Consider the following 17,706-nt stretch of genomic DNA (forward strand, 5'->3'; position numbering starts at 1 on the left):
GTGACGCTCAGCCTGGTCAGGGCGATCAACGAAGCGCTGCGCGGCGCTCTCGCCGACGACCCGAAGGTCGTGCTGATGGGCGAGGACATCGGAAAACTGGGCGGCGTCTTCCGCGCGACGGAAGGGCTTCAGAAGGACTTCGGCGAGCACCGAGTCCTGGACACGCCGCTCGCCGAATCCGGGATCGTCGGCACCGCGATCGGCCTCGCGCTGCGCGGTCACCGGCCGGTGGTGGAAATCCAGTTCGACGGCTTCGTCTTTCCCGCCTACGACCAGATCGTCACGCAGCTCGCCAAAATGCGGGCCCGATCCGGCGGACGGCTCGGACTTCCCGTCGTGATCCGTATCCCCTACGGGGGCGGAATCGGCGCGGTCGAGCACCACAGCGAATCGCCGGAAGCGTTGTTCGCCCATGTCCCGGGGCTGCGGGTGGTCTCGCCGTCCTGCGCGAGCGACGCCTACTGGATGCTCCGGCAGGCCATCGACTGCGACGACCCGGTCATCTTCCTCGAACCGAAACGGCGCTATTACGAAAAGGAGCCGGTCGACACGACGGCGCCGGCGGCGACACTGCATTCGGTCCGCGTCGTCCGGCCGGGCCGCGACATGACGCTCGTCGGTTACGGGCCGACGGTCCGGACGTGCCTCGACGCGGCGGCGGCGGCCGAAGAGGACGGCGTCAGCCTCGAAGTGCTGGACCTGCGCTCGCTCTCCCCGATCGACTTCGACGGCATCGAGGCGTCGGTGCGCCGGACCGGCCGCCTTTCCGTGGTCCATGAGGCGCCGGTGTTCTTCGGGGCGGGCGCCGAGATCGCGGCCCGGATCAGCGAACGCTGTTTCCACCATTTGGAGGCGCCGGTCCTGCGGGTCGGCGGCTACCACATGCCCTATCCCGCCGGGCGCATGGAACGGGACTACCTGCCCGACCTCGACCGCGTGCTGGACGCGGCCGAGCGAACTCTCGCCTACTGACCGGAATGGGAGGAGGAACGGTGCGCAGGCTCCGCGAGTTCACACTGCCCGACGTCGGCGAAGGACTGACCGAGGCCGAGATCGTCCGATGGTTCGTCGCGCCGGACGACCCGGTGCGCGACGGCATGGCCGTCTGCGAGATCGAGACGGCCAAGGCGCTGGTCGAACTGCCCATTCCCTTCGACGGGAAGGTGCACGCGCTGCATTTCGAGCGGGGCGCGACGGTGGACGTCGGGGCCGTCCTCATCACGGTGGAAACGGAGGCCGAGGAGCCCGCGGCGGAGCCGGTGCTGGTGGGGTACGGCGCGAGCGAACCGGCCGTCCGGCGCCGTCCGCGCAAACGTCCGGACGTCGAACGACGCGATCACCGGACCGCCGCGACGCCGCCCGTGCGCAAACTGGCCAAAGACCTCGGCCTGGATCTCGCGTCCGTCGTGCCCACCGGCCCGAATGGCGTCGTCACGCGTGAGGACGTCCAGTCGGCCGCGCGTTCCACCGAACCGGAGAAGGGCGGTCGGCGGATTCCGGTCAACGGAGTGCGCCGGGCCATGGCGCGTGCCACTACCGAAAGCGCGTTCACGGCGCCGCACGTCACGGAATTCCTCACGGTCGACGTGACGCGCACGATGCGGCTCGTCGGCGACCTCAAATCCGATCCCGAATACGCGGGTCTGCGCGTGACGCCGTTGCTGCTGGTCGCCAAAGCCCTGCTGGTCGCGATCCGTCCGCATCCGGAGATCAACGCGTCCTGGGACGAAGAGGGACAGGCGATCGTCCTGCACGACGCGGTCAACCTCGGCATCGCCGTGGCGACGCCGCGCGGCCTGATCGTCCCCAACATCAAGGACGCGCACGCCCGCACGCTGCCCGAACTCGCCCAGGCGTTGCAGGACCTCACGGAGACCGCACGGTCCGGGCGCACACAACCCGGTGACCTGACCGGCGGAACCGTCACCATCACGAACATCGGGGTCTTCGGCGTGGACGCCGGAACGCCGATCCTCAATCCCGGCGAGGCAGCGATTCTCGCGGTCGGCGCGATCCGGTTGAAGCCGTGGGTGCACAAGGGCGAGATCAAGCCGCGCCACGTCGTGACCCTGGCGCTTTCCTTCGACCACCGCCTGGTCGACGGCGAACTCGGGTCGAAGGTGCTCGCCCGGACCGGAGCGGTTCTCGAACAGCCCAAACGGATCATCGGATGGTCCTAGCCCCGGCGAAACAGGAAAGGGGTCGATGCAACGTGTCACGCGCAGCAGTACTCCAAGGAATCGGTGCCGTCGTCCCGCCCCGCGTCGTGGACAACGACGAACTGTCCCGGTCGCTGGACACCAATGACCAGTGGATCCGCACCAGGACGGGAATCGGTCAGCGCCACTGGACCGACGCGGGCACCACGACGGGCGACCTGGCCGCCGAGGCGGGGCAGCGCGCCCTGAAATCGGCGGGCGTCGATTCCGTCGACATGGTCATTCTCGCGACGAGCACCGGCAACCAGGTCATGCCGGCCACCGCGCCCGAGGTCGCCGAAACGCTCGGCCTCGGCCGTGTCGCCGCCCATGACGTGTCGGCCGCGTGCGCCGGATTCATTTACGCGCTCTCCTCGGCCGCGGGAGCGCTGGCGATCGGCGGTGCGGAACGCGTGCTCGTGGTCGGCGCCGACGTCTGGTCGACGCGCCTCAATCCCGACGACCGGTCCACCGCGATCATTTTCGGCGACGGGGCCGGCGCCGCCGTGCTGCGCGCCGGAGACGCCGACGAGCCGGGCGCGCTCCTCGGCTTCGAACTCGGCAGCGACGGTTCCGGCCGCGAACTCGCCCAGGTGGCCGGCGGCGGTTCCCGGGAACTGTCCGCCGGACGGCCGCCGCGCCCCGACGACGCCTATCTCACCATGCAGGGCAAGGAAATGTTCACGCACGCCGTGAACCGCATGGCCGAATCGTCCCAGCGGCTTCTCGACCGGATCGGCTGGGGCGTCGAAGACGTCACCTGGTGCGCGGCGCACCAGGCCAATGTGCGCATCATCAACACGATCGCCGACGTTCTCGAACTGCCGCGCGAACGCATGCTGGTCCATCTGGACCGCGTGGGCAACACGTCGGCCGCGTCCATTCCGCTGGCGCTGACCGACGCCGCCGGGGCCGGGCGCCTCCAGGCGGGTGACGGCGTCCTGATGACGGCTTTCGGCGGCGGACTCAGTTGGGGGTCGACGGCCGTCCGCTGGCCCGCAATGGACGTCCTGAGCATCTGACCCGACCCATGACGAAGGAGCTTTTCATGACCGGCGACGTTGTTCTCGAAACCCTCCGCAAAATCGTGGCGGACAGCCATATCGAAGTACCGGAGATAAACGCCGACTCCCGGTTCGCCGATCTGGAGATCGACTCACTGGTGCTGCTGGAACTCTCGGTGGTCCTGGAACGCACCTGCGGCGTCAAGATCTTCGAGGACGAACTGGTCGAAGCGGGAACCGTGCGCGCCGTCATGGCCCTGCTGGAAGAAAGGAGCGCCGTCGGATGACGCCCACGAAACTCTGTGTCGTGGGCGACCGGTTCGCCCCCTTCGCCGACGGTACCGGCGCCCTCACCGTCTCGGGCCTGGTAGCGGCGCTGCGCGCCCGCGCGTACGAAGGGGACCTGGTCCTGATCGAGGGCCAGGGAATCGACGCCCGGGACTGGGAACGAATACGCGCCGAACTGACGCGCGCCGGTGTCACCGCCGACATCCGCGAGAACGACACGGGACCGCTCGCCCGGGACACGGAAATTCACAAGCACCGCGAGGAGAACGTCCTCATCGCCGGACTCGAACAGACCGGCGAGACGACGTTCCGGGCGGCGCTGCGGCTCCACAACGACGAAGAACTGCTGCTCGACCACCAGGGTGGGCACGTCCAGGGAATGGTCGTCCTGGAGGCCGCGCGGCAGATGTTCCTGGCCGTGAGCGAGCGCTACCACGCCTCCCGGTGGCCGGGACACCGGTACGGCTACGTCCTGGAGTCGATGGAGACCAAGTTCCGCACGTTCCTGTACCCGCTGGCCGCGACGATCGAATACGAAGTGCTCTCCGTCGGCCTGGACGACCCGGAACACCTCACTTTCGACGTCCGTATCCACATCATGCAGTCCGGGCTTCCGGCGGCCACGATCCGCATGGTGTGCTCCGCCGTCCACGCGGACGCGCTGGCGCACAAGGAGCAAAGAGGAGCCGCTCGCGCACTGCGCCTGATGGCCGCAGAGCACACACCGTCCCTCGCGGGCGGAAACAGCTAGATTCCGGCAACCATCTCGACATGGAGGCACGATGGAAACCGCCCGGGGAAAGGTGATCCGGTCGTGGTCCGCGCAGGGCGGGGCGTCCGCACCGCGGATCGTCGGCGGGCACGGCTGCCATTTCCAGGACGCCGAGGGACGAAGCTATCTGGACTTCTCGTCCCAGATGGTGAACGCCAACCTCGGACACAGTTGCGCGAGCGTGCAGGACGCCGTCCGGGAACAGGTCGGCGCCGGGGCGACCCTCGGCCGCCCGTGGGACCTCGCGGTCGTCCACGAACTCGCCGACCGCCTCGCCGAGGTGACCCCCGGCGACCTCAACACGATGTTCTTCGCCGGCAGCGGCGCCGAGGCGAACGAGGCGGCCATCCGGCTCGCCCGCGCCCGCACCGGCCGCAGCAAGGTGATCGCCCGCTATCGGTCCTACCACGGGAGTTCGGCCGGGGCGCTGTCGGTGACCGGCGATCCGCGCCGCTGGCACGGGGAGCCGGGCGTCCCGGGCGTCGTGCGGATGCTCGACCCGTACACCTACCGCTGCCCGGCCGGGCACCCGTCGCCGTGCCCCGTCTGCTCGGGCGGCCCCCACCTGGAGGAACTGCTCCAGTACGAGGGCCCGGAGAACGTGGCGGCGGTGATCGTGGAGCCCGTCACCGGGAGCAGCGGCGTCGTCGTCCCGCCCGACGGCTACCTGCGCTCCCTCCGCGAGACGTGCGACCGGCACGGCATCATGCTGATCTTCGACGAGGTCATGACCGGGTTCGGCCGGACCGGCACCTGGTTCGCGTGCGACCGCTGGGACGTCGTCCCCGACATCCTCACCTGCGCGAAGGGCCTGACCGCCGGCTACGTCCCGCTCGCCGCGACGGCCGTCAGCGACCGCCTCACCGACTGGCTGGCCGATTCCGTCTTCCCCTACGGCCTGACGTACAGCGGCCACCCCGTCGCGTGCGCCGCCGCCGTCGCCGCCCTGGACGTCTACCGCCGCGACGGCCTGATCGAGCGGGCGGCGGCGCTGGGCCCGGTCATCGAGTCCCACCTGCGCCGGCTCGCCGACCGCCACCCCTCGATCGGCGACATCCGCGGCAGCGGCTGCTTCTGGGGCCTGGAACTCGTACGCGACCGAACCTCCCGCGAACCGCTCGTCCCGTTCAACCCCGACGCCACGGCGGCCGAGCCGATGCGCCGCTTCAGCGCCGCCGCCTTCGGCGCGGGCCTGTACGTCCTCACCAACGGAAACGTCGCCCTGATCGCCCCGCCCCTGATCATCAGCGACGCCGAACTGGAAGAAGGGATGGCCGTCCTCGACAAAGCCCTGTCCGTGGCCGACGAGTACACGACGCCCTGACCGCGCGGTTCAGTTCGGGCGGGTGAAGCGGTGTTGGAGGTCGGTGTGGGGGAGGGCGGTCGCGGCGAAGTCGAAGGTGCCGTGGTCGCGCATGGTGCGGGCGGCGGTCTCGACGGTGGCGAGGGCGGCGCGGGCCAGGCTGCCGCCGATGGTGATGCGGGCGACGCCCGCGTTGTCCAGTTCGGCCACTGTTCTGGCCTTGCCGGTGAGGCCGGCGACGATGTTCAGCGGGCCGGGGATACGGTCGGCTAGCGCGGCGATGGTCGGCAGGTCGTCGACGCCGGGGACGAAGACGCAGTCGGCGCCCGCGTCGAGGAAGCGCTCGGCGCGGCGCAGCGTTTCGGCGAACGGGTCGGAGATGCCGGCCAGGTAGGCGTCGGTGCGGGCGTTCAGGACGAAGGTGCCCTTTGGGGCGGTTCTGCGTGCGGCGGCGATGCGGTCGGCCGCCCGCGCGATGTCCATCAGGCCGGACGCGCCGGGCAGGACGTCTTCGAGGTTGACGCCGACGACGCCTAGCGCGATCACCTCGGCGACCGAATCGGCGACGTCCTCGGGCTCGGGGCCGTACCCGGATTCCAGGTCGGCCGTGACCGGGCGGCCGGTCGCGGCGACGATCTGGGCGATCCGCGCCATCATCGCGCCCCGGTCCAGCGCGCCGTCGGGGACGCCGTGGCTGAAGGCGATGCCGGCGCTCGTCGTCGCGAGAACGGGGAAGCCCGCCTGCTCCATGATCCGCGCCGACCCGCCGTCCCACACGTTCGGGATCACCAGCGGCACGGGACCGTGGTGCAGGGCCAGGAACGCGGAAGCCTGCGCGCGGCGCAGCTCGTCGGTCATGCCCGTCACTCTAGGAGGACGACCCCGCGCGGACCACCGACCGGGGGGCCTCCGGCGTCAGGCGCGCGACGAGTTCGTCGACGAACGTCTGGAGCAGCGGCGTGCGCGGGCCCTGGCGGGTGCCGAGGTACCAGGTGCGGGTCATCGGGACGGCGCCGATCTGGACGAGCGCCAGGTCGTGCGAGCCGGTGTAGGGCGCGGCGACCCAGTTGGGGAGGATCGTCGCGCCCTGCCCGGCGGCGACCATCTCGACGACCAGTTCGGTCACCACGGGCATCGTCGTGATGCGGGCCGGACGGGCGCGCGGCGGCAGGGGCAGCGGGATCGACGGGATCCGGGTCTGGTCGTAGGAGTCGTACAGGATCAGGTGGGCGTCGGTGAAGTCGCGCGCGGTGAGGTGGGAGCGCCCGGCCCAGGGGTGGTCGGCGGGGACGACGGCCACCATCTCGTCGTCGAAGAGGCGGGTCAGGCTGACCCGGTCCATCTCCGGATGCGGCTTGGTGATCAGCGCGACGTCGATGTGGTCGGTGAGCAGCGCGGGCACCGGCGCGTCGTCGGGGACGGACTCGACGCGGACCTCCGCCCGCGGGCACCGCTCGCGGAACGCGCGGATGACCGGAGGCAACCACTGCAACGTGGTGCTGCACTCGGCGGTGAAGCGGACGCGGCGGTCGCGTCCGTCCCGGATCTCCCGCACGTCGCGGGTCGCCGAGCGCAGTTCGTTCAGGACATGGTGGGCCGCGACGAGCATCCGCCGTCCGGCGGCGTTGGGGACGAGCCGGCGGCCGGCGCGGTCGAACAGCGGCATGCCGAGCCGGTCCTCCAGCCGGGTGAGCCGCTGGCTGAGCGCGGGCTGGCTGACGTACAGCCGTTCCGCCGCCGCCGTGAGCGAACCGGCGTCGGCGGTCGCGGCCAGCAGTTCGAGATCGCGCAGATCCACGTCCATAACGCCACCTTATTACAGGCTCCAAACTTCGACGTGGTGTTATCGGTCGTGCGGTCCTAGCTTCGCTGGTGTCGGAACAGACGAGAGCGAAGGACTGGTCGAAATGGCGAAGAACAGCACCGTCATCGTGACGGGCGCGTCGAGCGGAATCGGGCTGGGCGTCGCGGCGGCGTTCCTGGCCCGGGGCGCCGACGTCGTGATCAACGGACGGGACGCAGGCCGGCTCGCCAAGGCCGCCGCGCACCTCGGGCATGACGCGAACGTCGCGCAGGTGGCGGGCGACATCGGGGACGCGGCGACCGGCGCCGCGCTCGTCCGGACGGCCGTGGAGCGCTTCGGCGGCGTGGACGTCCTGGTCAACAACGCCGGCACGTTCGCGGCGAAGCCCTTCACCGACGTGACGGAAGAGGAAGTGGACGGTTTCCTGACGGCCAACCTCAAGGGGACCTACCTGACCACCCAGGCCGTCGTGCGCCGGATGCGGGAGCAGGGGCGCGGCGGGAGCATCGTCAACGTCGGCACGGTGCTGGTCGACCACGCGGTCGCGGGCCTCACCGCGTCGGCACCGGTCATCAGCAAGGCCGGCGTGCACGCGCTCACCACGAGCCTCGCCGCCGAACTCGCGGCGGACGGGATCCGCGTCAACCTGGTGGCGCCGGGGATGATCCGAACGCCCCTGCACGCGGACTGGGACGTCGACTCCTTCGGCGGTCTCGCCCTCCTGAACCGCGTCGGCGAGGTCGCCGAGGTCGCGGACGCGGTCGTCTACCTGGCGGGCGCCGAGTTCACCACCGGCCACGCCCTGCGCGTGGACGGCGGCCACGTGACCGGACGCGCGTGAGAAGGGACTGAACCGCCATGCCGTACGTGAACGTGAAAGTGACGCGAGAGGGCGTCACGGCCGACCAGAAGGCCGAGATCATCGCGGGCGTGACCGATCTGCTGGTGCGGGTGCTCGACAAGGACCCGGCCGCGACGTTCGTCGTCATCGACGAGGTCGAGGTGGGGGACTGGGGAGTCGGCGGGCTGCCCGTCCACGAGTACCGCCGCCGGAAGCAGGCGACCTGACGGCGGCCGGGCAGGCTTGCGATCAGGCGTTTCCCCGGTCGTCCGGCCGCCGCGCGGTGACCTCCCGCAGGCGCTGCGCAGCGTGGTCGAGGGGGACGGCCTCCTGCTCGATCCGGCGGAACGGGGTGGGGCCCGCGGTCGCGATGGTGTCGTAGGCCGTCGTCTCGGCCGCGGTGAGGTGCGGCAGGACGGCCGGGGACGGCTTGAGGGGGCGGCCGAACCTGTCGTGGTTCACGCCGTGCCGGGCGTAACGGTGCAGGTCGGCGGCGTCCATCAGGAGGGAGGTGACGGGTTTGGGCGGCGCGTCGTCGGGCGCGGGCTCGGCCAGCGCGGCGCGGAACCGGTCGAGGATCGCGTATCCGTCCGCGTCGATGTCGCCCCAGTAGACGACGTGGTCGGCGGCGCGGATCCAGGGCACGTTCGCGAGCAGGGCGGCGGCGGCCTTCCCGCCGCCCTCGACCACGATCGTGTCCGGCACGGGCGGAAACCAGAGCCGGGAGTCGCGGTTCTCGACCACGAGCACGACGCGCGGCCGGTAGCCGACGTCGTGCGTGTCGCCGGTGGTCCAGGCGTCGTGCCGGCGGCGGCCCGACGCGAGGTGGCCCGGGTCGACGTAGGTCAGGTGCAGCACGGCGGGGCGGGCCCGGACCTCGGCGCGGACGTCGCGTCCTGCGGCGTCGCGCAGCAACGCGCCATGGGCGTCGAGCCACTTGGAGTGCATGCCGGGGACCGGGAGCCCGCGTGCGGTCCACGCGCCCGCGTCCGGGTGCCGGCGCAGCCAGGTCAGCGCGCTGACCAGCACGTCCGCGTCGTCGGCGCCCAGGCGGCAGGCGGCGCGCAGGACGGCCGGGGTGAGCACGGCTCCGGCGGACCTCAGCGCTGACGCGAGCGCGCGGGCGCGGACGATGTCGACCGCCGGAGATCCGGTCGCGGAGACGAGCGCGACGGCGGTGTCCAGATCCACGGCGAGCACGGCCGGGTAGTCGCCGGTCACGTTCTGGACGGACACCGGCCGACGGACGATCCCGACGCCGGGATGCCGGTCGGCGAACTCGCGCCAGCGCATGTGCCACTCGTGCCAGGCGGCGTGCCCGATCCGCGCCACCGCGCCGCCGCTCGCCACGCCGGGACGGAGCGGGACCGAGAACGTGACGGGGTCGCCGGCGAGGTCGGCGCACACGGCGTCCGCCCAGGTCCGGGCGACCTTGCGGCCGAGTTCGCCGACCGCGTCGGCGGGGTCGATCAGCCGGGGGCCGGCGCGTCGGGAATCGCCACGATGGGTTTCGCCCATGACCGCCCCTCGGGGTTCTTGAGGATCAGGTACTCCGCGTCCACATGGGGCTCGATCGCGCTGTGCTTGTCGTTCGGGGCGCCGATGACGAGCTGGAAGCCGAGCCCGCGCCACGCGCCGATGGCCCGTCCGGTGAAGTGCGCGTCCGCCTTGATCAGCGCCTCGTCGAGGAAGACGGGGGCGTAGCGGGGACGTTCGGCGCCCGCGTCGCCGAGCTGGTAGCGCAGCGCGGCGCCGACGATGAACGCGACCAGTTCCTGGGACTCGCCGCCGGACTTCTCGCCGATGTGGTCGTAGACCGCGACGTGCCGACCGTCGAGGTCGCGTTTCTCCGCGCTGATCCGGACGTGGTTGCGCACGTCGACCAGGTCGGCGAAGTCCGGCGCGGTGCGGCGGATGCGGTCGATCACCTTGGCCATGCGGTGGTAGGCGCGTTCGCGGTCGGCGTCGGTGGCCGCCTTGTCGATGACCGTGCGCACGTCGCGCAGTTCCTTGCGGAACCGGGCCCGCGCGGCGGAGTGGCTCTCCTGCGGGTCGATGCGCAGCCGGTGGCCGTCGTCGGCGAACGGCAGTCCGGCGAGGATGCGGTTGACGGGGTCGATCCGGTCGCGGATCTCCCGGACGGCGGCGGCGAGTTCGCTGTCCAGGCTGGTCAGGTCGTTGCCGGAGAGTTTGAGCAGGCTGTCGCGCCACTCGGTCTCCAACTCGTGCAGGCCGCTGGTCTCCAGGTCGGTGAGCAGGCGCTCGAAGTCGCGGTAGGACGCGTCCGGGTCGGTGCCGAGGTTCGGGTTCGGCCAGCGCTCGACGAACGTCGAGAACGTCTCCCGCAGCGCCGCCCGCGCGCGGCCGATCGCCTCCTGTGCGGACTTGCGGTCGTCGTTCATCCGCTCGACGCCGCGGCGGTGCGCGGCGTCGAACTCCGCCAGCGCGGTCGCCGGGTCAGCTCCCTGCGGGGCGGCCTCGAACAGGTCCGCCAGGTACTCCCGGTGCTCCCGGCCGACCTCGGCGCCGGTCGCGTCGAGCGCCCGCTGGGTGACGTCCACCTCGTCGACGATCGCCTCCCAGGCGCCGTCGAGTTCCGCCGCGTCCTTCTTCTGCCCGCCGACGCGCTCGGTCAGGTCGGTGACCTGCTGTTTGAGGTCTTCGGCCTCGCCTTGCAGCCGGTCGATCTCGGGGTTGCCCGCGCGGACGTCATCGATGATCCGCTGCCAGCGGTCCCGGTCGGCGCGGACCGCGTCCACGTCCACCTGGTCCCAGGACAGTTCGGTCACCGCCCGGTGGGCGGTGCGCCTCTCCTCGAACGAGTTGAGGTCCCGCTCGGCCTGCGCCGCCCGCGCGACGGCGTCGTCGTGGCGCTCCTCGGCGCGGCCGATCCGGGCGCCGAGGTCGGCGAGCAGCCGGGAGTTGGTGAACCCCAGCAGGTTGGCCCGGCCGTGGCCGCCGTGGGCGCCCCGGCCGCCCTGCGACGTCTGGCCGGTGATCGTGAGCGCGTTGGCGTACTGCGCCAGCAGCGCCGGCGTCTCGACGCAGACGAAGTCGAACTTGCGGACGAGTTCGCTCTTGAGCCACGCGGTGAACGGCGACGGCCGGTAGTCGAGCCGGCCGGGCAGCGTCTTGTCGTTCAGCCCGACCTCGTCGCGCATGCCGGTGCGGACGCCTTCGAAGTGGACGCGCCGGGCGACGGGCACCGCGTCGATCGCCGCGCGGAACGCGTTCAGCCGGCCGATGTCGATCAGCATCCGGGTGGCGAACCCGCCGAGCGCCAGGTTGAACGCCTCCCGCCACGGCTCGAACTCCGTGCGCACCTCGATCAGCTCGCCGACGAACGGCAGATCGCCCGGTGTCAGCCCGGCGGCGTCGGCCAGCAGGTCGCGCGCGGCGTGCAGGTCGGTGGGGATGTTGCCCCGGCGGGACGTGACGGCGCGGTGCTCGGCGCGCAGCGCGGCGAGTTCGCGCTCGCTTTCCCTACATTCGGACGTGGCTTCGGCGAACGCGTTCTGGGCCTTCTTGCGGGCGTCGGCGTCGGCCAGCGCCCGGTGCGCCGCGCCGACCAGCGCGGCGAAGTCCTCGGCGGCCGACACGGCGGCGCCGAGGACGTCCAGCGCCCGGTCCAGCCGCTGCCGCGCGCGTTCGACGTCGGCCAGCCGCTGCTCCGCGGCGCGGACCTCCCGGCGCGCGGTGTCGAGCCGGTCGCCGCCGGAGGCGCGCAGGGTCTCCAGGACCGCGTCCCGCCGGGACTCCGCCGCCTTGATCAGCGCGTCGGTCTCCCGCACGTCCTGCTCGGCCCGCCGGCGCCGCGCGGTCAGGTCCGCCTCGGCCGCGCGCAGCAGGTCGAGCCGGCGTTCGTGCCGCCACCGCGCCGCGGGGGAGCCGGGGTCGGTGAACGATCCGACGTCCTCGATCACGCGCAGCCGGGTCACCGCGCGGTCGATCGTGTCCCGGTGCTCGCGGCACGGCGCCAGTGCGCGCACCTGCCGGCGCGCGGTGATCATCCGCTCCCGGGTGCCGGACAGCTCGTCGAACTGCTGCACGACCGCGTCCGCCGTGGCCAGGGTGGGCGGCTCCTCCAGCACCATCGTCTTGTAGAGCGCGTCGACGGTGGTGATCTGCTGGCCGGCCTGGATCCGGCCGAGCAGCCCGACCGCCTTGTGCCCGTCCCCGGCCGCGCCGATGCCGAGCGTCGTGTGCAGCCGCGCCGTGAAGTCCCGGTCGGTGCCGAAGCAGGTCAGCCCCGTGGCCTCGACGGCGGCGCGGGCGAGCCTGCCGCCCGCCGGGCCCTCCAGCTCGTGCAGGTCGTAGTCGTCGTCGCGGGTGGCGCGCACCGGGACGACGTCGTCGAGGCCGCGCGCGGACGCCGGCACGTACCAGGCGCGGAGCGCGGTGAACACCGCACCGCCCCGGTCGGCCCACGTCATCGCGATGGCCGACCAGGTGTCGCGGCCGTCCCCGCGCAGCACCCGCGACCTCGTCTCGCCGCCCGTCCGCGACTCGTCGAGCTTGCCGCGCGCGTAGGACAGGATGTTGCGCTGGTCCTTGCCGCGGGGCCGGCCGACCACCCCGCCGTTGGACGCTCCGTTGAACGGCGTGGTGTGCGGCATCAGCAACGCGATGTAGGAGTCCATCAACGTCGACTTGCCCGACCCGGAACCGCCGCTGAACAGCGTCGCGCCGGGAGCGAACCGGATGCGGTGGTACCCGTCGTAGCCGCCCCAGTTGACGAGCTGCAGATCCCGCGCCACCCACTGCTGCCCCCGCGACGCCGCCGGGATCAGTCCGAACAGCGTGTCGATCATGCTCACGGCGCGACCCCGTTCTGTTCCCTCAGCCACTGCGCCAGTTCGGTGAGCTTCTCGGTGCTCAGCACGACCTCGACCAGCGGGGTGATCCGGTACCGGCCCGCGGACTCCTCCGCGAGCAGCCCCTCCTTGGCCAGCCGTTGCACCGCGTTGCGGATCTCGTGCTGGCTGCGCGCGAGGTTGTGGTCGTCGGGATCGAAATACGTCAGGACGGTCTGTTCCAGCTCTTCGATGTCGACGCGCGCGGACGCCTCGCCGTTGCCGCGCTCCCGCTGGAAGACGGTCCGCAGGTGGACCAGCACCAGGGTCTCGGCCCGGCTGTAGGCGTCGTCCTTCAGCAGGATCGGGACGTCCAGCTCGTCCGAGCGCACCTGCTGCTTGTACGCGATGCCCCGATCGTGATCGACCACGAGCCGGACGAACAGGTCGTGCAGCCGCGACTCGATGATCTGCTGGTTCTCCAGCAGCGTGCGCCATTGCGCCGTGTTCTTCTCGGCCAGCAGGAACCTGCGCCGCAGCAGGCGCACCAGGACCCGGCGCACCTCCACGTCCAGCGCGCCGGTGTCGCCGGGGAACAGCCCGGCGGGGTCGTCCTCCATCGGGACCGGTTCGATGAAGCTGGCCGGTTCACTCATCGTCGTCCCCCGCTTCCTCGCCGGACGGGTTCGCCGCCAGCACGCCGCCGAACGCGAACCGCCGCCGGGTCCGGTCCGGCCGGACCGTGTCGACCACCGCGACCTCGGACGTGTCGGTCATCCCGAGGCCGTGCGCGATCTCCAGCAGGCCCAGCAGGTCCACCGGCCGCCGCAGTCGCTCGGCCGCGGCGCGGAACGCGGCGGCCACGTCGACGCCGTCCGCGTCGCCCGCGTCGTTCGCGAACTCCCCCAGATGCGCCCGCAGCGCGGCGTACTGCGGACCGCCCCACGCGCGGGTGTCGGCGCCGGGCATGTCTTCTTCGTCCCATTCCTGGAGCGGTGTGGGCGGTCGGGGCGGCCGCAGGTCGCTCAGCGACTGCCGCAACTGCCCGATGTCGGCCACCGGCAGGCGGCGCAGCGGCGCGACGTGCGCGCCGCGCCGCGACCCGGGCACCCAGGTGTGGAGGCCGGACATCACGTCCCGCAGCAGCTCGTCCACCTGGCGGTCCCGCAGCGGGTCGTGGTCGCGCACCTGGGCGGTGATGACGTGCGACGCCTGCCGTTGCGCGGCCAGTACCTCCGCGACGCCCCGCTCGATCCGGCGCGCGATCTCGGCCAGCTCCCGCCGCTGCGGTTCGGGCATCATGCCGGTGAACCCGTGCCGCAGCACGGTGCGCAGCAGGTTCCACAGATCCTCGATCTGCGCCGGGTCGCCGATCAGGCGGAGCGCCCCGGCGAACGCGCGGCCCTCCGGCGTCGCGTCCATGATCTGCCGGCCGCGCTCCAGGTACTCGCGCAGCACCTCACCGGTCGGCCGCACGTCCTGCCGCAGCTCGGCGACGACGTCCCGCTGCATGGCCTTGATCGACTCCGCGACGCGGGCGAAGTCGGCGGGCAGCTCCCGCGCCAGGTGCAGCACGTTCTCGGCCGCTTCGAGGAGCTGGTCGTCCTCGACGGCGTCCACGGCGCCGCCCCGCTCCAGCCGGGCGAGTTCGCGGCGGCGCTGGTCGATCTCGGTTTGCAGGCGCGCCATGCGGGCCATCACGTCCGGGTCCGCGTCCCGCGCGAGCCGCTCGACCGCCTCCAGCAGCGTCCGGACCCGCGACTCCGACACCCTCGTCCGCGCCCCGCCGACCCGTCCGGCCACTTCGAGCGCGCCGACGGCGTGCGCGGACAGCCGGTACACCTCGACGTCGTCGCGGACCTGCCGCACCAGCCAGCCCGCGTTCACCCACTGCCTGCACAGGTCGCGGGCGTTCCCCGCGGGCAACGGCTGGTCGTCCGCGTGGCCGTACCCGGCGGCCCGCAACTGGTCGAGCGCGTCGGCGATCTCCGCGTGGGCGTCCGCCACGGCCACCATCGGACGCTCCGGCGTGAACATCATCGCCAGCACCGTCACGACGAAGGGCGCGTAGGTCCGGTGGAGCAGGTCGAGCATGGGGCTCTGGAACGCCCGGAGCGCACCCTGGTACGCGCCCTCCACGCCTCTCGTAGCCATCGCCGAACAGAGTACGACTTGCGGCGGTGGGCGCGTCCCGAACGTGACGGGTTCCGTGCCCGGTTCCGGAGCGTGCACGGTCGGCGGGCTCGACGAGAACGCTCGGGAGCGGTGGACGTGCGCCTTGAAAGTCATGGTTCCTCGTCCGAGAAATGTCGGTGGTGGCGGGTCCTCGCCATTGATCGGCGGGTCGCGGCGCACGCCCCGGATATTCCACTCGGGCGCCGCCGAAGTCGGGAGCGGCCCGGTTCGCGAGGTGCGGACGCCGAGCGAGCGGGACTGTTCGGTGCTTCTCGTCGCCGGATAGGTCGCGGTCGAGGAGCGGATCGGGCTCTCTTTCAAGATGGACATGTCCAAACTGAAGCCCGCAAGTGCCGGTGCTGGCAGGTCGGCATCATCGCCGTGTCGTCCGGTGGTCCGCCGGGCCTGAACACCACCAGTCGGCTCCAGAAAGGTCGGTAGTGGAAACTCGCCGAGCCTTCGAGTTCGACCGTGAACGCGAACGACGAAGCCCCGGATCCCAGAAGGGGCCGGGGCTTGCGTTGTGCCTGGTAGGACGGGTCAAACGATGCTTGATTCGAACTCGTGCGGGGCGTTCTCGACGCGCTGTCCCATGCGGTGAAACGCCGTTCGCGGACGTCCACGCCGCCCCTGACGTGCGGAAACGTTAAACTGTTAGAGGTGCGAGAACGACCGTGAACGAGACGGGGATTCCGGCGCCATCTCTGACGGCGAAGGGACGAGCGCGCGGCCTCGGCGATCGCTCATCCGCCTTGCCTCTTCCTGCGATCGTTACCGTGGGCAACTGTCGGCGGCCAGCCCTTGCCGCTCGGCGGTCTCTTCGCCGGTCCGTTTCTGGGATACGGCTCTTCAGGCCGGTGGTGTCGCCAGGAAGGGTGTTCTGGCGGGGATCCGAGTTCGCCGTGTTCTCGCATGTCAGTGCGGAATTTGCCGATAGCTCTTCTTCAGGCCTTTCTGATTGAATTGGCCCGGTAAGTTTGGCTGTCAGGCTGGTTCCGGATCCGTACCTGGAGACGGGTGCGGCGCAGAGATCCGACGCTTCGCGCGGACGTGGTCGACGGAGGGCCGGAGCTTCAGGCGGTCGCCGGGCGTGCGGCACGCCGGCGAGCGGCGGCGTTCGGGCAGGTCCGGCGAGACGGTGGCGCGGGTGCTGGTCTGCCGCTGCACGACCGATCCGGCAGCGTCGCCGCGTCCGAAGTCGGCCGGCGGCTCCAGGTCAGCCCCGCGCCCCTCTCCACGTCGATCAGGTTCCTCGAAGGCCGGGACCGGTCCGCAGTGAACGCGGTCCGCCGGCCCGGGTCCGGCCCGCCAAGGCCGCCGTGCGGTGCGGCGGGCCGGTGTCGGTCAGACGCCCAGGCGGGCCTTGATCTCGCCGAAGAACGGGATGTGGCGGTAGTCGCGGGCCTCGGGGTCGTAGTCGGTGTACTGATTGGTGAATGTGAGAAGTTTTCGCTGTACGTCCTCCGCGGGAAGGAAGTGGATCTCGCTTTCGATTCGTTCGATCTCCCCGAGGAACTCCGCCAGTACAGAGGGAAGCTCGGGGTACAGGCTGATCAAACCTCCGTCGAGTCCGATTCCACCGTGTTCGGAGAGGTAGTTGAAGAGGAGCTGGGACGCCACCGCGTCGTAGTTCGGACGCGGGATCCCCTCCACCGAATAGCGGAGCAGCCGCTCGGAGAGGATGTACTCGTACGCGAGCTGCGCCTCGGTCGCGGGCAGGTCGGGGTCATTCAGGCAGGCGAGCATTCCCGAGACGTCCACCCGCAGTTCTTCCAGCCCTGCTAGAGGCTTCAACTTCTTGATGGGAAGGAACTCCGGGATGGGCATGTCGCCCTGCCGGTGGTGGTACTCGTGCAACCGCACCCACCAGGACGAAGCCTGCTCGACGGTCTTGTCGTCGATGCCGCGCAGCGCGGGGAAACTCCCGTCCGCCATGACCGCGTCGATCATCTTGCGGGTGATGCGGTTGTGGCGTTCCACGAACTTGTCGATGAAGTAGAAGATCATGTCGTCGCCGTGCTGGACGCCGTCGACGTGGTTCTCGGGGAAGAGGGCCACGACCACCCGGGACTTGAACCCCTCCGAGCACTCCGTGATGTTGACCGGCATGGTGTTGCTCGCGTACCGGGCGGCCAGGTGCGGGTTGGTCGGCAGCGTCTCGTACGTCAGGTACTCCAGCGACAGGGCGGGGAAGTACGAGGCGTCGAACAGCGAGAAGAGATGGTTGTCCCGCTGCTCGTTGATGTGCGCCTTGACGGCGGACAGACGCGGCTCCGACGGGAGTTTCCGCAGGTCGTCGGCCAGCGCCCGGGCGATGGGCTGACGGCTCAGGGCGGGCGAGTCCTCGATCTGCTGGGCGAGCCGACCGAGGAAGTCCGGGTCGCGGAAGGACTCGCGCGACTCCTTGATCTTCTCGCGGATCTGGTTGACCTCTTCGATTACCTCGGATGCCGTGCTGTGTGACATGGCAGTGGCAGGCCTTCTTTGGATGGGGTGCTTGCACGTGAGAGGGGCCGGCCGCGCTCGGC

At 71.2% G+C, this 17,706-nt stretch carries 15 protein-coding genes; 8 read left to right on the plus strand and 7 right to left on the minus strand.

The features are described from left to right. The 6 genes from BTM25_RS03810 to BTM25_RS03835 are packed head-to-tail and all read left to right on the plus strand — an operon-like array spanning position 1 to position 5,586. Positions 1–972, plus strand: a complete 972-nt coding sequence (locus BTM25_RS03810; RefSeq protein WP_235828195.1) for an alpha-ketoacid dehydrogenase subunit beta — start codon at positions 1–3, stop codon at positions 970–972. A 5-nt stretch (positions 973–977) separates the two neighbouring features. After that, on the plus strand, positions 978–2,180 hold the full coding sequence (locus tag BTM25_RS03815) for a dihydrolipoamide acetyltransferase family protein (RefSeq protein ID WP_103561351.1): 1,203 nt from the start codon (positions 978–980) through the stop codon (positions 2,178–2,180). Positions 2,181–2,212: 32 nt separating this feature from the next. Then, positions 2,213–3,220 carry a beta-ketoacyl-ACP synthase III gene (locus BTM25_RS03820; RefSeq protein ID WP_103561352.1) on the plus strand — a complete coding sequence of 336 codons (1,008 nt, stop codon included), beginning with the start codon at positions 2,213–2,215 and terminating at the stop codon, positions 3,218–3,220. 26 nt (positions 3,221–3,246) lie between these two features. Continuing rightward, complete coding sequence (locus BTM25_RS03825) at positions 3,247–3,489, plus strand: phosphopantetheine-binding protein (RefSeq protein ID WP_168211990.1); 243 nt, start codon at positions 3,247–3,249, stop codon at positions 3,487–3,489. Further along, positions 3,486–4,241 carry an AfsA-related hotdog domain-containing protein gene (locus BTM25_RS03830; protein ID WP_103561354.1) on the plus strand — a complete coding sequence of 252 codons (756 nt, stop codon included), beginning with the start codon at positions 3,486–3,488 and terminating at the stop codon, positions 4,239–4,241. Before BTM25_RS03825 ends, BTM25_RS03830 begins: the two co-directional genes overlap by 4 nt. A 31-nt stretch (positions 4,242–4,272) precedes the next feature. Continuing rightward, positions 4,273–5,586, plus strand: coding sequence for an aminotransferase class III-fold pyridoxal phosphate-dependent enzyme (locus tag BTM25_RS03835; protein WP_103561355.1), 1,314 nt, complete (start codon positions 4,273–4,275; stop codon positions 5,584–5,586). Between the two features lie 9 nt (positions 5,587–5,595). Here BTM25_RS03835 and BTM25_RS03840 read toward each other — a convergent pair whose 3' ends face one another. Together BTM25_RS03840 and BTM25_RS03845 are read right to left on the minus strand one after the other, a co-directional pair. Continuing rightward, positions 5,596–6,423, minus strand: coding sequence for an isocitrate lyase/PEP mutase family protein (locus BTM25_RS03840; RefSeq protein WP_103561356.1), 828 nt, complete (start codon positions 6,421–6,423; stop codon positions 5,596–5,598). A gap of 10 nt (positions 6,424–6,433) precedes the next feature. Then, positions 6,434–7,369, minus strand: coding sequence for a LysR family transcriptional regulator (locus BTM25_RS03845; RefSeq protein ID WP_103561357.1), 936 nt, complete (start codon positions 7,367–7,369; stop codon positions 6,434–6,436). Positions 7,370–7,472: 103 nt separating this feature from the next. Here BTM25_RS03845 and BTM25_RS03850 point away from each other — a divergent pair, with 103 nt between their 5' ends. Both BTM25_RS03850 and BTM25_RS03855 read left to right on the plus strand, forming a co-directional pair. After that, positions 7,473–8,210 carry an SDR family NAD(P)-dependent oxidoreductase gene (locus tag BTM25_RS03850; RefSeq protein WP_103561358.1) on the plus strand — a complete coding sequence of 246 codons (738 nt, stop codon included), beginning with the start codon at positions 7,473–7,475 and terminating at the stop codon, positions 8,208–8,210. A 17-nt stretch (positions 8,211–8,227) separates the two neighbouring features. Beyond that, entirely contained in the window at positions 8,228–8,437 is a 210-nt protein-coding gene (locus tag BTM25_RS03855; protein WP_103561359.1) for a tautomerase family protein, read from the plus strand. 22 nt (positions 8,438–8,459) lie between these two features. On the opposite strand, the gene BTM25_RS03860 is transcribed toward BTM25_RS03855, so the two are convergent. The 5 genes from BTM25_RS03860 to BTM25_RS03880 all read right to left on the minus strand — a co-directional run bounded on the left by BTM25_RS03860 (position 8,460) and on the right by BTM25_RS03880 (position 17,644). After that, positions 8,460–9,728 (minus strand): Wadjet anti-phage system protein JetD domain-containing protein, encoded by a 1,269-nt coding sequence (locus BTM25_RS03860; protein WP_103561360.1) that lies wholly within the window; start codon positions 9,726–9,728, stop codon positions 8,460–8,462. After that, positions 9,680–13,021, minus strand: coding sequence for an ATP-binding protein (locus tag BTM25_RS03865; protein ID WP_235828346.1), 3,342 nt, complete (start codon positions 13,019–13,021; stop codon positions 9,680–9,682). Before BTM25_RS03865 ends, BTM25_RS03860 begins: the two co-directional genes overlap by 49 nt. 2 nt (positions 13,022–13,023) lie before the next feature. After that, positions 13,024–13,659, minus strand: coding sequence for a DUF4194 domain-containing protein (locus BTM25_RS03870; RefSeq protein WP_103561362.1), 636 nt, complete (start codon positions 13,657–13,659; stop codon positions 13,024–13,026). Beyond that, positions 13,652–15,157: a DUF3375 domain-containing protein gene (locus BTM25_RS03875; RefSeq protein ID WP_103561363.1), complete on the minus strand. Its 1,506-nt coding sequence runs from the start codon at positions 15,155–15,157 to the stop codon at positions 13,652–13,654. Before BTM25_RS03875 ends, BTM25_RS03870 begins: the two co-directional genes overlap by 8 nt. Positions 15,158–16,522: 1,365 nt before the next feature. Further along, the gene (locus tag BTM25_RS03880) at positions 16,523–17,644 is read right to left on the minus strand and encodes a DUF6421 family protein (RefSeq protein WP_103561364.1); all 1,122 of its coding nucleotides are present in this window, start codon (positions 17,642–17,644) and stop codon (positions 16,523–16,525) included. Between the last annotated feature and the right edge of the window lie 62 nt (positions 17,645–17,706).

Origin of the sequence: Actinomadura rubteroloni, assembly GCF_002911665.1 — a bacterium.
In the GTDB taxonomy this organism is placed as follows: Bacteria; Actinomycetota; Actinomycetes; order Streptosporangiales; family Streptosporangiaceae; genus Spirillospora; species Spirillospora rubteroloni.